Origin of the sequence: Rhodanobacter ginsenosidimutans (assembly GCF_042655685.1) — a bacterium.
Lineage (GTDB): Bacteria > Pseudomonadota > Gammaproteobacteria > Xanthomonadales > Rhodanobacteraceae > Rhodanobacter > Rhodanobacter ginsenosidimutans.
Map to the genome: position 1 here is coordinate 688,231 of NZ_JBHSMM010000001.1, position 14,357 is coordinate 702,587.

Here is a 14,357-nt window from a genome sequence, read left to right on the forward strand (position 1 = left end):
TGAATCATCGACGTCCGTCCGCATGTCGCATGTCAGCGGCGCGCCTCGCGCCAACCTCGATGGTGGACATCACGATGCGAATGGACAAACTCACGTCGCGTTTCCAGCAGGCGCTGGCCGACGCGCAATCGCTGGCCGTGGGCCGCGACAACAACATGCTGGAACCGGCCCATGTCATGGCCGCGCTGCTCAACCAGCAGGGCGGCTCCACCGCGCCGTTGCTGACCCAGGCGCAGATCAACGTGCCGGCGCTGCAACAGCGCGTCAATGACATGCTGGAGCGATTGCCGCGGGTCAGCGGCGAGGAAGGCAACATCAACCTCGGCAATGACCTCAACCGCCTGCTCAACCTCACCGACAAGCTGGCCCAGCAGCGCGGCGACCAGTTCATCGCCAGCGAGCTGTTCGTGCTGGCGGCGCTGGAGGACAAGGGCGAGCTGGGCACGGCGCTGAAGGCGGCGGGCGCGAACAAGGCGAATCTCGAAGCGGCCATCGAGAAGCTGCGCGGCGGCGAAAAGGTGCAGAGCGAGAACGCCGAGGAGCAGCGCCAGGCGCTGGAGAAATACTGCATCGACCTCACCGAACGCGCCGAGCGAAACAAGCTCGACCCGGTGATCGGCCGCGACGAGGAAATCCGCCGCACCATCCAGGTGCTGCAGCGGCGCACCAAGAACAACCCGGTGCTGATCGGCGAGCCTGGCGTGGGCAAGACCGCCATCGTCGAAGGCCTGGCCCAGCGCATCATCAAGGACGAAGTGCCGGAGGGCCTGCGTGGCCGCCGCGTGCTGGCGCTGGACATGGGCGCGCTGATCGCGGGGGCGAAATTCCGCGGCGAGTTCGAGGAGCGGCTGAAGGCCGTGCTCAGCGACCTGTCCAAGCAGGAAGGTCGGGTGATCCTGTTCATCGACGAGCTGCACACCATGGTCGGCGCCGGCAAGGGCGAAGGCTCGATGGATGCGGGCAACATGCTGAAGCCGGCGCTGGCCCGCGGTGAGCTGCATTGCATCGGCGCCACCACGCTGGACGAATACCGCAAGTACATCGAGAAGGACGCCGCGCTGGAGCGGCGCTTCCAGAAGGTGTTCGTGGGCGAGCCTTCCGTCGAGGACACCATCGCCATCCTGCGCGGGCTGAAGGAGCGCTACGCCGTGCATCACGGCGTGGAGATCACCGACCCGGCCATCGTGGCCGCCGCCACGCTGTCGCATCGCTACATCGCCGACCGCCAGCTGCCGGACAAGGCGATCGACCTGATGGACGAGGCCGCCTCGCGCATCCGTATGGAGATCGACTCCAAGCCCGAGGAGCTGGACCGACTGGAACGTCGGCTGATCCAGCTCAAGATCCAGCGCGAGATGCTGAAGAAGGAAAAGGACAGCGAGTCGAAGCAGCGCCTGGCCGATCTGGAAACCGATATCGAGAAACTGGAACGCGAGTTCTCCGACCTCAACGAAATCTGGAAATCCGAGAAGGCCGCGCTGCAAGGCACCACCAAGGTGAAGGAGCAGATCGAGCAAGCCAACCAGGATCTGGAGGCCGCCCGGCGCGCGCAGGATTACGCGCGGATGAGTGAAATCCAGTACGGCAAGCTGCCCGCGCTGGAGAAGCAGCTCGCCGCGGCACAGACCGCCGAAACGCAGGATTTCAAGCTGGTGCAGACGAAAGTCACCGCCGAGGAAATCGCCGAGGTGGTGGCGCGCTGGACCGGCATCCCGGTCAGCAAGATGCTGGAAGGCGAGCGCGACAAGCTGCTGAAGATGGAAGACGAGCTGCACAAGCGCGTGGTCGGCCAGGACGAGGCGGTGCATGCCGTGGCCGACGCCATCCGCCGCTCACGCGCGGGCCTGTCCGACCCGAACCGGCCGAACGGCTCGTTCCTGTTCCTGGGCCCCACCGGCGTGGGCAAGACCGAGCTGTGCAAGGCGCTGGCCGAGTTCATGTTCGACACCACCGACGCGATGGTGCGCATCGACATGAGCGAGTTCATGGAGAAGCACTCCGTCTCGCGGCTGGTCGGTGCGCCCCCGGGCTATGTGGGCTACGAGGAAGGCGGTTACCTCACCGAAGCCGTGCGCCGCCGGCCGTACAGCGTGATCCTGCTGGACGAAGTGGAGAAGGCCCACCCGGACGTGTTCAACATCCTGCTGCAGGTGCTGGACGATGGCCGCCTCACCGACGGCCAGGGCCGCACCGTGGATTTCCGCAACACGGTGATCGTGATGACCTCGAACCTGGGTTCGCAGATGATCCAGGACGCGTCCGAAAACGGCGGCGACGCGGAAGAGCAGTACACCCAGATGAAGGCCTCCGTGATGGGCGTGGTGCAGGCGCACTTCCGGCCCGAGTTCATCAACCGGCTGGACGAGATCGTGGTGTTCCGTCCGCTGGACAAGACGCAGATTCGCGCCATTGCGCGCATCCAGCTGCAGTATCTGGAGAAGCGCCTGGCCGAGCGCCAGTTGCGCATGGACGTCAGCGATGAGGCGCTGACCTTGCTGGGCAACGTGGGCTTCGATCCGGTCTACGGCGCGCGGCCGCTGAAGCGGGCGATCCAGCAGCAGCTGGAAAACCCGCTGGCGCGGCAGATCCTGCAGGGCCAGTTCCAGAGCGGCGACACCATCCACGTCGGCGCCGAAGGCGGCCAGTTAGTGTTCCGCGGATAAACCGCGAGCGGCTTGCACCAGCCCGCCAGCGGGCCTGCACATGCCGACGTGAAAACCGACAAGGCCGCCATGACGTCCGTCATGGCGGCCTTGTCGTATCTGCACTACCATGCGCGCTGCCTGAGGTGACTGCCGGTCTGGCCGGTGGTTGAAACGGGAATCCGGTGCGCGGTGCGTGTGCAAGCACGCATGGCAATTCCGGAGCTGCCCCCGCAACGGTGGGCGGGTCATGGCCTTCATCGGCCGTCGGATCGACACAAAGCCACTGTGCGCCACGCATGGGAAGGCGTTGATCCGGAAGACGCAAGTCTTCGCCCGCGAGCCCGGAGACCGGCCACGGGTATGACCAGACATGCGGTGGGCGATGTCATGGGGGCCATGCCTCGCGTGCATGCTGCCGCCACGCTTCCTTTGCCGCCTGTCGCCACCTCAATGGTGCCGTACGGGTTGATGCGGCTAAAGGAGCTACCCACGTGTCGTTGCGCGTCGTGTTTTTCCGTCAGTCGGTTCTGGCGGCTGCCCTGTTGTCTTTCCTTGCACCGGCATTCGCCGCTGCTGCCGCCACCGATCTCGATCAGATGGTGGTCACCGCCAGCCGCACCGAGCAGGCCCAGCAGCACATCCTCGCTGCGGTCACGGTGATCGATCGCGCCGAGATCGACCGGCTGCAACCCCACTCATTGATTGATCTGCTGCGTGGCACGCCGGGCATGTCGTTGGCCAACAACGGCGGGCCCGGGAAATCCACCTCGATGTTCCTGCGCGGCACCGAATCGGACCACGTACTGGTGCTGGTCGATGGCGTGCGCATCGGTTCGGCCACGGCCGGCGGTGCGGCGATCCAGGACATCCCGGTCGACCAGATCGAGCGCATCGAGATCGTGCGCGGGCCGTTCTCCAGCCTGTACGGCTCCGAGGCGCTGGGTGGCGTGATCCAGATATTCACCCGCCGCCCCGAGGGCGCGTTCTCGCCGCATGCCAGCCTCGGCGTAGGCAGCGACGGCGAGCAGCGGGTGAGCGCTGGCATGGCCGGTCGCAGCGGGCAGGGCTGGTATTCGATCAACGCGGCGCATGAGCACACCGACGGCATCAACGTCAGCCGCTGCAAGCCGCTGGCGAACGGCGATTGCCCGGTGATCGCCCCCGATCGCGACGGCTACCGCAACAACTCGCTCACCCTGCAAGGCGGTTACCGCTTCAACGAGGCGTGGGATGGCGAGATGCGGTTGTTCCGTGCCGCGGGTCGCAATGAATACGACGGCACCGTCAACGACGTGGCCAGGACGGTGCAGCAGGTGGCTGGCGCGCGGTTGCGCTATGCGCCAACCGAGAAAGTGTCGATCACCGCCAATCTCGGCCGCAGCGCGGACCTCAGCGACAACTATCTCAAGGGTGTCCGCGCCGGCAATTTCGATACCCGCCGCGACCTCGGCTCGCTGCAAGCGGACGTTGGTATGTGGGGCGGGTTGTTCAGCGCGGGCTATGACTGGCAGCGCGACCGCGTCGGCAGCGACACGGCGTACGCGGCCGACCACCGGATCAACCACGGTGTGTTTGGCCAGTGGCAGCAGAGCTTCGGCACGCAGTCGCTGCAGGCCAGCGTGCGCCGCGACGCCAACGCCCAGTTCGGCGGCAAGACCACCGGCAGCGCGCTGTGGGGTTGGGAGATGAACGATACCCTGCGCCTCACCGCCAGCTATGGCACGGCGTACAAGACGCCGACCTTCAACGAGCTGTACTTTCCCGGCTACGGCAACCCGGATCTCGGCCCGGAGACCTCGCGCAGCGCGGAGCTGGGCCTGCGCGGCAGCCACGGCTGGGGCCAGTGGTCGCTCAACGGATTCGATACGCGCATCGATCACCTGATCGCCTACAACGCGGCCAGCATGGCGCCGGCGAATATCGACCGTGCGCGCGTCCGTGGCGTCGAGCTGGCGACGGGCGGCACGCTTGCCGACTGGATCTGGCGCACCAGCGCCACTTGGCTCGATCCGCGCGACGTCGCGCCGGGCAGCAAAAACGGCAACGTGCTGCCGCGTCGTGCACGGCGCAGCGGACGGATCGACCTCGACCGCCAGCTCGGCGATTTCAGCATCGGCGGCAGCCTGTACGGCGCCGGCGAGCGCTACGACGACCTCGCCAACAGGAACCGCCTGGGCGGCTATGCACTGGGCGATCTGCGGATCGGCTACGCCATCGATCCGGCGTGGAACCTGTGCCTGTCGCTCAACAACCTGTTCGACCGCCACTACGAAACCGCGCGCTACTACAACCAGCCCGGTCGCAACTATCTGCTCACCCTGAACTACCGCCCGGCCCGCTGAGCGGGCCCCATCAGCACGAGAGGACTGCCATGAAAGCGTTGTCCCGCAACACCTCGATCAACCTGTTCGTCACCCTGGCCGTGGTGATGGTCGCCACCCGCTTCCATCACCTGGGTTCGCTGCTGCATCTGCCCGATGCGTCGATGGCGGTGTTCTTCCTCGGCGGCCTGTACCTGCGCAAGCACGGGCAGTTCGCGTTGATGCTGGGGCTGGCCGTGGCGGTCGACTGGGCCTCGGTCGGTTACGCCGGCAACAGCGACTTCTGTATCACCGCGGCGTATGCGTTTTTGCCGGCGGCCTATGCGGCGCTGTGGTACGCCGGGCGCTGGTATGCCGGCCGGCTGCAGGCATCGTCCGCATCGCTGCTGCTGGCGTTCGGCGTGGCCGCACTGGCGGCCGCGGCGTCATTTGTCATCTCCAACGGCTCGTTCTACTGGCTGGGGGGTCGCTACCCGGAACCGCATTTCAGCGAGTACGTGGCGCGGCTGTGGCAGTGGGGGCCGCTGTTCGTGCGTACCACGCTGACTTACGTGGCGGTGGCGCTGGCGATCCATGGTGTGCAGGCGCGGCTGTCGCGTCGGCCCGCCGCAACGACGACGGGGGTTTGAGACATGATCGACAACGGCGTTTCTCGTTCGACCGCTGCCTTTCCGCTGCAAGGCGCGGCAGCGTCCTGGATCGCGGGTATCGCGCTGGCCATGCTGATGATCTGCACCCGCGGCCAGCACGTTGTCAGCGTGAACGCGCTGCCCAGCGCGTCGTGGGCGGTGTTCTTCCTGGCCGGATTGATGCTGCGGCCGGCGTGGATCTTCGGCGCGCTGTTCGCGCTGGCCTCGCTGCTGGATTTCGGCAGCCTGGCTACCGGCACCATCGGCCAATGGTGCGTGTCGCCTGCGTACTGGGCGTTGCTGCCGGCCTACGGCAGCTTGTGGCTGGCCGGTCGCTTGCACGCCCGCCGGCACGCGCCCGACCTGGCCGGACTGGCGCGGCTGGCGCTGGTGCTGGTGGTGACGACCCTGGTGGCGTACGTGTTTTCCGGTGGCGGCTTCTACGTCTTCTCTGGCCATTATCCCGCGCCAACGCTGGCCGGCTTCGGCGAGCGCATCGTGCATTACTACCCGCAGAAGCTGGGCACGCTGGCCGGCTATGTCGGCGTGGGCGTGGCGCTGCACGCGCTGGTGCCTCGGGTCGCGGTGCGGCGTCCCGTGCCGCAGGTCAAGGGCGCATGAGCGCCGGGGAGATCGATGCGGAAGAGCGCCACCGCGAACGCATGCAGCGCAAGAAGGACCTGGTCGATCGCAAGATCGCCCGCGCCACCATCGAGCGCGGCGTGGTGGTGGTCAACACCGGCAACGGCAAGGGCAAGAGCTCGTCCGGCTTCGGCATGCTGGCGCGCTCGCTCGGGCACGGCTTCCGTTGCGGCGTGGTGCAGTTCATCAAGGGCAGCTTTTCCACCGGCGAGGAGGCGTTCTTCCGCCGTTTCGAAGGCGATGGGCTCGACTACCACGTGATGGGCGAGGGCTTTACCTGGGAGACCCAGGACAAGTCGCGCGACATCGAAAAGGCACAGGCGGCGTGGCGGGTGGCTGCCGCGATGCTGGCCGATCCGGCCTACGACTTCGTGCTGCTGGACGAGTTGAACATCGCCCTGGTCAAGGACTACATCCAGCTGCAGCAGGTGACCGATGCGCTGGCTGCGCGGCCGCCGAACCAGCATGTGGTGATCACCGGCCGCGGTGCGCCCGATGGCCTGGTCGAAGTAGCCGACACGGTGACCGAGATGCGCGTGGTCAAGCATGCATTCAAGGCCGGCATCAAGGCGCAGAAGGGTATCGAGCTGTGAGCGTGCCGTGCCCGGCGCTGCTGGTGTCGGCGCCGGCTTCGGGCCAGGGCAAGACGTCCGTCACCGCGGCGCTGGCGCGCTGGCATGTACGGCAGGGTCGCCGCGTGCGGGCATTCAAGACCGGACCGGATTTTCTCGATCCCTTGTTGCTGCAGAAGGCCAGTGGCGCGCCGGTCCAGCAACTGGACTTGTGGATGTGCGGCGAGGCCGACGTGCGTGCGCGGCTGCATGCGGCGGCGGGCGAGGCGGATCTGATCCTGATCGAGGGCGTGATGGGCCTGTTCGACGGCAACCCGTCCAGCGCCGATCTGGCGGCGCGGCTGGGTGTGCCGGTACTGGCGGTGATCGACGGCGCGGCGATGGCGCAGACGTTTGGTGCGCTGGCCACTGGCCTGGCGCGTTATCGCCAGGACGTGCGGCTGCATGGCGTAGCCGCCAACCGCATCGGCAGCGCCTACCACGCGCAGTTGTTGCACGGGAGCCTGCCGGCGGATATCGCCTGGATGGGCGCACTGCCACGCGATGCGGCGCTGGCCTTGCCGGAGCGGCACCTGGGCCTGGTGGTGGCCGATGAAGTGGGTGACGTCGACACGCGGCTGGATGCGTTGGCCGATGCGTGGGCGCAGCACGCTGCAACCACGTTGCCGCCAGCCGTCGATTTCGATGCCGCCGCGCTGGCACCGGTGCCGGCAAGCTTGCGCGGACAGTGCATTGCCATCGCCCGTGATGCCGCGTTCTGCTTCCTGTATCCGGCCAACCTCGACCTGCTGCGCGCAGCTGGCGCCACGCTGGCATTCTTCTCGCCGCTGGCGGGTGAGGCACTGCCGCCATGCGATGCGGTGTGGTTGCCCGGGGGCTATCCGGAGCTGCACCTGCCGGCGTTGTCGCAGCGTCACGATCTGCACCAGGCCCTGCGCGCACATGTGGATGCCGGCAAGCCGTTGCTGGCCGAGTGCGGCGGCCTGCTGTTCGCGCTCGACACGCTGGCGGACCGCGAAGGCCATGCCTCACCGATGGCCGGCCTGCTGCGTGGCGACGCGGCCATGCAGACGCGGTTGTGCGGGTTGGGCCTGCAGGGTGTCGAGTTGCCCGAAGGCACATTGCGCGGGCATGCGTTCCATTACGCACGCGCCGAGATTCCGGTCGAGCCTTTGGCGCTGGCAATCAACCCGAACAAGGGCCCGAGCCGCGAGGCGGTGTATCGCCGGCAGCGCATGACGGCCAGCTTCGTGCACTTCTATTTCCCGTCGAACCCGGCTGCGGCCATCGGCTTGTTCCAGCCATGAGCATGATCTTGGCCGTGCTCGGCGCGGTGCTGCTGGACGCCTGGCTGGGCGAGCCGCGTCGGGCGCATCCGCTGGTGGGGTTTGGACGCGTGGCGCGCCGGGTCGAGGCACGTTGCCATGCGGATCGACGCGCCGCCGGCGTGCTGGCCTGGGTCATCACCGTGCTGCCGCCGGTGGTCTTGTGTGCGTGGCTGGCAGATGGACTGGCCGCGCGGTCGCCGTGGTTGTCGGCCGGTTTCAGTGCCGTGCTGCTGTATCTGACGATCGGCCTGCGCAGTCTGGGCGAGCATGCGCAGCCGGTGGCGGCGGCTTTGTGCGCGGGTGATCTGGACGCGGCGCGCGTGGCGGTGGGGCGTATGGTCAGTCGCGACACTGCGGCGCTCGACCCGCAACAGGTGGCGGCGGCGGCTACCGAATCGGTGCTGGAAAACGGCAACGATGCGGTGTTCGGCGCGCTGTTCTGGTTTGTCCTGCTCGGCGCGCCGGGCGCGCTGCTGTATCGGCTGGCCAACACCCTCGACGCGATGTGGGGCTATCGCACGCCGCGTTATCACCGGTTCGGCTGGGCCGCGGCGCGCATCGACGACGTGCTGAACTACCTGCCGGCGCGGCTCACCGCGTTGAGCTACGCGCTGCTGGGTTGCACCGCGCCGGCATGGCGTTGCTGGCGCACGCAGGCGCCCGCCTGGGACAGCCCCAACGCCGGCCCGGTGATGGCTGCCGGCGCAGGTGCGCTGGGCGTGCGGCTGGGTGGCGCGGCGCCGTATCACGGCGTGTGGGAGCCGCGCCCCGAACTGGGTGAAGGCCTGCCGCCCGACGCCGGGACGATCGTTCGCGCCGTGCGCCTGGTGCGTCGGAGCGTGGGGTTGTGGTTGCTCGTGCTGGTATCGGCGGCGGCACTGCGGGAGGGACTGCGACATGCTTGAGCACGGCGGCCGCCTGCTGCGTGCGGCACGCGAGCACGGTATCGCGCCGGAACGGTGGCTGGATCTGTCCACCGGTATCAATCCGTTCGGCTGGCCGATGCCGCCGATTCCCGCCACCGCATGGCAACGCCTGCCCGAGGATGACGACGGCCTGGTCGAGGTGGCATGCACTTACTACGGTGCACCGGCGCTGCTTCCGGTGGCCGGTTCGCAGGCGGCGATCCAGGCCTTGCCCACGCTGCGGCCGCCATCGCGGGTGGGCATCATCGCGCCCGGTTACGCCGAGCATGCGCAGGCGTGGCAGCGGGCAGGGCATGAGGTGGAGCGGCTTCCCGCCAGCGCGTTGCTGGCCGCACCGCCGCGGCACGACGTGATCGTGCTGATCCATCCCAACAACCCAGGTGGCGAGCGTTTCGACACGGCCTCGCTGTTGCGCCTGCATGCGGCCTTGGCTGCACGCGGTGGCTGGCTGGTGGTCGACGAGGCCTTCATGGATGCCACGCCCACGCACAGCCTGTGCGGCCATGCGGCGACAGAGGGACTGATCGTGCTGCGCTCGGTGGGCAAGTTCTTCGGCCTGGCCGGGGCGCGCGTCGGCTTCGTCTGCGCGGCGCCGGCCTTGCTCGATGCACTGCACACGCGGCTCGGCCCGTGGACGGTGAGCGGGCCGGCACGGCACGTGCTGAAACTGGCGCTGGCCGATCGCCGCTGGCATCACGAAGCGCGTGGACGACTGCACGCCGCCAGTGCGCAGCTGCAGGCCTTGCTGTCGCGCCACGGCCTGCCGCCCACGGCGGGCACGGCGTTCTTCCAATGGTGCCGCGACGACCGCGCCGCCATGCTGCACCACGCGCTGGCGGCGCGCGGCATCCTCACCCGCTTGTTCGACACGCCGGCCAGCCTGCGTTTCGGCCTGCCCGCCGACGAAGCAGCGTTTGGACGGCTGAACGATGCGCTGGGCGAGGTGCTTGCGTGAGCGCCCGCGTGCTGATGGTGCAGGGCTGCACCTCCGACGCGGGCAAGAGCACGCTGGTCGCGGCGCTGTGCCGCTGGCTGCGCCGGCGCGGCGTGGCGGTGGCGCCATTCAAGCCGCAGAACATGGCGCTGAACTCGGCGGTCACCGTCGATGGCGGCGAGATCGGCCGCGCCCAGGCGGTGCAGGCGCAGGCGGCCGGCGTGCGCGCACACACCGATTTCAACCCGGTGTTGCTCAAGCCCAACAGCGACACCGGTGCCCAGGTGATCGTGCACGGCCACGCGGTGGCCAACATGGATGCCGTGGGCTACCACGGCTACAAGCGCATCGCGCGCGAGGCGGTGCTGGCCTCGCATGCGCGGCTGGTGGCGCAGTACGACGCGTTGATCGTCGAGGGCGCGGGCAGCCCCGCCGAGATCAACCTGCGCGCCAACGACATCGCCAACATGGGCCATGCCGAGGCGGTGGATTGCCCGGTGCTGCTGATCGCCGACATCGACCGTGGCGGCGTGTTCGCCCATCTGGTCGGTACGCTGGCACTGCTCTCGCCCAGTGAGCGCGAGCGCGTGGCCGGTTTCGTGATCAACCGTTTTCGCGGCGACCTTGCATTGCTTCAGCCAGGGCTGGACTGGCTCGAACGCGAGACCGGCAAGCCGGTGCTCGGCGTGTTGCCGTACCTGCACGGGCTGCAACTGGAAGCGGAGGACGCGTTGCCGCGCGAAGTCGCCGCCAAGCCGCGCGCGACGTTGCGCGTGGCGGTGCCGGCGCTGCCGCGGATCAGCAACCACACCGATTTCGACGCCCTGCGCGCGCACCCGCAGGTGCAACTGCAGTTTGTCGGCCCCGGCGAAACGCCACCGCCGTGCGATCTGATCGTGCTGCCCGGCTCCAAGTCCACGCGTGCCGACCTGGCGTGGCTGCGCGCGCATGGCTGGGCCGAGGCGATCGCGCGCCACCTGCGTTACGGCGGCAAGGTCATCGGCATCTGCGGTGGCCTGCAGATGCTGGGAAACGCGATCCACGACCCGCACGGCATCGAGGGCGCCGCCGGCTCCAGCGCGGGCCTGGGCCATCTGGCGCTGGAAACCAGCTTGTCGCCGGCCAAGCAATTGCGCCAGGTACGCGGCCATCTGGCGCTGGACGGAGCCGAGGTGCGGGGCTACGAAATTCACTGCGGCATCAGTCACGGAGCGGCACTGGAACGGCCATCGAGCGCGCTCGACGACGGCCGCCACGACGGCGCGATTTCGGCCGACAACCAAGTGCTGGGCAGTTATCTGCACGGCCTGTTCGACGCGCCGCCGGCACTTGCCGCGCTGTTGCGCTGGGCCGGCCTGCGCGATGCCGAACCGCTGGACATGGACGCGTTGCGCGAGGCCAGCATCGAGCGGCTCGCCGATGCCGTGGAAAACCATCTGGACACCACCGCGCTGGCGCGGCTGCTGGGACAGGAGCACGCATGCGCAACCTGATTCTCGGCGGCGCCCGCTCGGGCAAGAGCGCGCTGGCCGAACGCCTCGCGCTCGCCAGCACGCGCCCGGTGGTCTATATCGCCACGGCGCAGGCGCGTGATGGCGAGATGGCCGAACGCATCGCCCATCACCGCACACGCCGCCCGGCCGACTGGCTCTGCGTGGAAGAGCCGCTGGCACTGGCCGAGGTGTTGCGGCAACACGCACGTGCGGATCGCTGTGTGCTGGTCGATTGCCTCACGCTGTGGCTGAGCAACCTGCTCGGCGATGCCGATGCATCGCGCTTTGAGCGCGAACGTGCGGCCTTGCTCGACACGCTGCCGCAGTTGCCCGGCGAGATCCTGCTGGTCAGCAACGAGATCGGCATGGGCGTGGTGCCGTTGGGCGAACTCAGCCGCCGCTTCGTCGACGAAGCCGGTCGCCTGCATCAGGCGCTGGCGGCGATGTGTGACCGCGTGATTTTCGTGGCGGCCGGTTTGCCGCTGACTCTGAAAGGAACTTTGCCGTGACGTCGAACTGGTTGCTCGAACCCTGTCGCACACCCGACGCGTCCATCGAAGCCGGCGCCCGCGCGCGCCAGGCCAGCCTGACCAAGCCGCCCGGTTCGCTGGGCGCACTGGAGGTGGCGGCGGTCCGGCTGGCCGCGCTGCAACGCTCGTCACGGCCGGCCGTGGACCCCGCGTGGATCAGCATTTTCGCCGGCGACCACGGCGTGGCGGAGGAGGGCGTGTCGGCCTTTCCGCAGGCGGTCACCGGCGAGATGCTGCGCAATTTCGCCAACGGCGGTGCGGCAATCAGTGTGCTGGCGCACGAGCTGGGCGCCACGCTGGAGGTAGTCAACCTGGGCACCGTGAACGATCCGGGCGAAATCACTGGCGTGCGCCGCGCGATCATCGCTGCGTCCACGGCCAATTTCTGCCTGCAGCCGGCGATGACGACGGCGCAGTTGCAGGCGGCACTCGATGCCGGCGCGCACAGCGTGGCGGCGGCGCAGGCAGGCGGCGCGCGGATATTCATCGGCGGCGAGATGGGCATCGCCAATACCACCGCGGCCAGCGCGCTGGGTTGTGCCTTGCTTGGCTTGCCGCCCGGCGTGCTGAGCGGCGCCGGCACGGGGCTGGATGCCGGTGGCGTCGCGCACAAGGCACGGGTGATTGCGCAGGCACTGGCCACGCATGCGGGCGCGACGACGGTACTGGAGCAACTGCGTTGCCTCGGCGGTTTCGAGATCGCCGCGCTGACCGGCGTGTATGTCGCCGCGGCCCAGGGCGGATTGCCGGTGCTGGTCGATGGCTTCATCGCCACGGTGGCGGCGCTGGCGGCGGTACGCATCAATCCGGGTTGCCGCGACTGGCTGCTGTTCTCGCATTGCTCGCATGAGCATGGCCACGCCCGCGTGCTGGCCGCGCTCGATGCCGAGCCGCTGCTGGATCTGGGGCTTCGGCTGGGCGAGGGCAGTGGTGCCGCGATCGCATTTCCGTTGTTGCGGCTGGCCTGCGCCTTGCACAACGGCATGGCCACGTTCGAACAGGCAGGAGTGTCCGAGGCATGACCACGGCGAATATCGAGCTGCTGCGTCACGGCGATACCGGCCAGCGCAGTTACCGCGGACAGTTGGATGACGCGCTGAGCGAACAGGGCTGGGCGCAGTTGCGCGCGGCGGTGGTCGGCCACGCATGGGATGCGGTGGTGTCCTCCACGCTGCAGCGCTGTGCCCGCTTCGCCGCCGAACTGGCCGACCAGCGCGGGCTACCGTTGCGGCTCGATGCGCGGCTGGCCGAATACCATTTCGGCGACTGGCAGGGCGTGCCGATCGAGACCCTGGCCGAGCGCGATGGCGATGCGCTGGGGCGCTTCTGGGCCGACCCGGTGGCGCATCCACCGCCCGGTGCGGAAACCTTCGCCGCCTTTCGTGGCCGGCTCACCGCCGCGCTTGACCGCATTGCCGATGAGGGGAAGGGAAGACGCGTGCTGGTGGTCACCCACGGCGGCGCGATCCGCCTGCTGCGTTGCCTGGTTGAGGGGCGCGACTACGGTGACATGGCCGGTATCGACGTGCCGCACGCCTCGCTGCACCCGTTGCCGTGGCCTTCCGTGGCCGGCTGCGCGTGATGCGCGGGCTGCTCGCGGCGCTGGGCTTCCTCACCCGCATCCCGGTACCGGTCAAGGTGTTCGACGACGCGCGGGCGCAGTCGCAATCACTGGCCTGGTATTCGCTGGTGGGCCTGCTGCTGGGCGCGATCCTGGCGGCGCTGGCCTGGGCCTTGCGCGACGTGCCGCCGCTGCTGGCCTCCGCGCTGCTGTTGCTGGCCTGGGTCGGCCTGACCGGGGCGATGCATCTGGATGGCCTGGCCGACAGCGCGGACGCCTGGGTGGGCGGTTTGGGTGATCGCGCACGCACACTGGAAATCATGAAGGACCCGCGCAGCGGCCCGGTCGGCGTGGTCGCCGTGGTGCTGGTGCTGCTGTTGAAATTCGCCGCGCTGGCCAGCCTGCCGTTGTGGGACTGGGTCGCCCTGCTGCTGGCCCCGATGCTGGCGCGCAGTGCGCTGACCGCCGCCTTCCTGACCACCCCTTATGTGCGCGTGGGCGGCCTGGGTAGTGGGTTGCTGGGGGCGCCGCGTCGCGCCTGCATGGTCGGATTGTTGCTGGTCGGCGCGGGTTGCCTGCTGTTGCCGGGTTGGCGTGGGCTGCTCGGTGCGATGGTGGCCACGCTGGTTTTCCTCGCGTGGCGCCGTGCCTGCCTGCAACGCCTGGGCGGCATGACCGGCGATCCCTGCGGCGCGCTCACCGAGCTGGTCGAGGTGGCCGTGCTGGCGGCGTGGATCGTGGCGGGTTGAGCGGGGTTGCCGACACGAAAAGCCCCG

At 68.6% G+C, this 14,357-nt stretch carries 13 protein-coding genes and 1 riboswitch; all 13 genes read left to right on the forward strand.

Features of this window, described 5'->3' with window-relative positions:
* Positions 1-74 precede the first annotated feature (74 nt).
* The 13 genes from clpB to ACFPK0_RS02980 all read left to right on the forward strand — a co-directional run bounded on the left by clpB (position 75) and on the right by ACFPK0_RS02980 (position 14,330).
* Positions 75-2,663, forward strand: a complete 2,589-nt coding sequence (gene clpB, locus ACFPK0_RS02920; protein ID WP_056084074.1) for an ATP-dependent chaperone ClpB — start codon at positions 75-77, stop codon at positions 2,661-2,663.
* Positions 2,664-2,769: 106 nt separating this feature from the next.
* Positions 2,770-3,016, forward strand: a riboswitch (cobalamin riboswitch).
* Positions 3,017-3,136: 120 nt separating this feature from the next.
* Positions 3,137-4,987, forward strand: coding sequence for a TonB-dependent vitamin B12 receptor (gene btuB / locus ACFPK0_RS02925; RefSeq protein WP_056082183.1), 1,851 nt, complete (start codon positions 3,137-3,139; stop codon positions 4,985-4,987).
* A 29-nt stretch (positions 4,988-5,016) separates the two neighbouring features.
* A complete protein-coding gene (locus tag ACFPK0_RS02930) occupies positions 5,017-5,595 on the forward strand; it encodes a hypothetical protein (protein WP_377338251.1) in 579 nt (192 codons plus the stop codon).
* A gap of 3 nt (positions 5,596-5,598) precedes the next feature.
* Positions 5,599-6,216 (forward strand): hypothetical protein, encoded by a 618-nt coding sequence (locus ACFPK0_RS02935; RefSeq protein WP_377338253.1) that lies wholly within the window; start codon positions 5,599-5,601, stop codon positions 6,214-6,216.
* Positions 6,213-6,830, forward strand: a complete 618-nt coding sequence (gene cobO, locus ACFPK0_RS02940; RefSeq protein ID WP_056082174.1) for a cob(I)yrinic acid a,c-diamide adenosyltransferase — start codon at positions 6,213-6,215, stop codon at positions 6,828-6,830. The genes ACFPK0_RS02935 and cobO overlap by 4 nt, the downstream gene beginning before the upstream one ends.
* 2 nt (positions 6,831-6,832) lie before the next feature.
* A complete protein-coding gene (locus tag ACFPK0_RS02945) occupies positions 6,833-8,116 on the forward strand; it encodes a cobyrinate a,c-diamide synthase (protein WP_377340223.1) in 1,284 nt (427 codons plus the stop codon).
* Positions 8,113-9,042 (forward strand): adenosylcobinamide-phosphate synthase CbiB, encoded by a 930-nt coding sequence (gene cbiB / locus ACFPK0_RS02950; protein ID WP_056082168.1) that lies wholly within the window; start codon positions 8,113-8,115, stop codon positions 9,040-9,042. The genes ACFPK0_RS02945 and cbiB overlap by 4 nt, the downstream gene beginning before the upstream one ends.
* Complete coding sequence (gene cobD, locus ACFPK0_RS02955) at positions 9,035-10,018, forward strand: threonine-phosphate decarboxylase CobD (RefSeq protein ID WP_056082165.1); 984 nt, start codon at positions 9,035-9,037, stop codon at positions 10,016-10,018. The genes cbiB and cobD overlap by 8 nt, the downstream gene beginning before the upstream one ends.
* Positions 10,015-11,490, forward strand: coding sequence for a cobyric acid synthase (locus ACFPK0_RS02960; RefSeq protein WP_056082162.1), 1,476 nt, complete (start codon positions 10,015-10,017; stop codon positions 11,488-11,490). The genes cobD and ACFPK0_RS02960 overlap by 4 nt, the downstream gene beginning before the upstream one ends.
* Positions 11,478-11,999 carry a bifunctional adenosylcobinamide kinase/adenosylcobinamide-phosphate guanylyltransferase gene (cobU, locus tag ACFPK0_RS02965; protein ID WP_056082160.1) on the forward strand — a complete coding sequence of 174 codons (522 nt, stop codon included), beginning with the start codon at positions 11,478-11,480 and terminating at the stop codon, positions 11,997-11,999. Before ACFPK0_RS02960 ends, cobU begins: the two co-directional genes overlap by 13 nt.
* Positions 11,996-13,042, forward strand: a complete 1,047-nt coding sequence (gene cobT, locus ACFPK0_RS02970) for a nicotinate-nucleotide--dimethylbenzimidazole phosphoribosyltransferase (RefSeq protein WP_056082157.1) — start codon at positions 11,996-11,998, stop codon at positions 13,040-13,042. The genes cobU and cobT overlap by 4 nt, the downstream gene beginning before the upstream one ends.
* Positions 13,039-13,602, forward strand: a complete 564-nt coding sequence (locus ACFPK0_RS02975; protein WP_056082153.1) for a histidine phosphatase family protein — start codon at positions 13,039-13,041, stop codon at positions 13,600-13,602. The genes cobT and ACFPK0_RS02975 overlap by 4 nt, the downstream gene beginning before the upstream one ends.
* A complete protein-coding gene (locus ACFPK0_RS02980; RefSeq protein ID WP_056084071.1) occupies positions 13,599-14,330 on the forward strand; it encodes an adenosylcobinamide-GDP ribazoletransferase in 732 nt (243 codons plus the stop codon). Before ACFPK0_RS02975 ends, ACFPK0_RS02980 begins: the two co-directional genes overlap by 4 nt.
* The last annotated feature ends 27 nt before the right edge of the window (positions 14,331-14,357 follow it).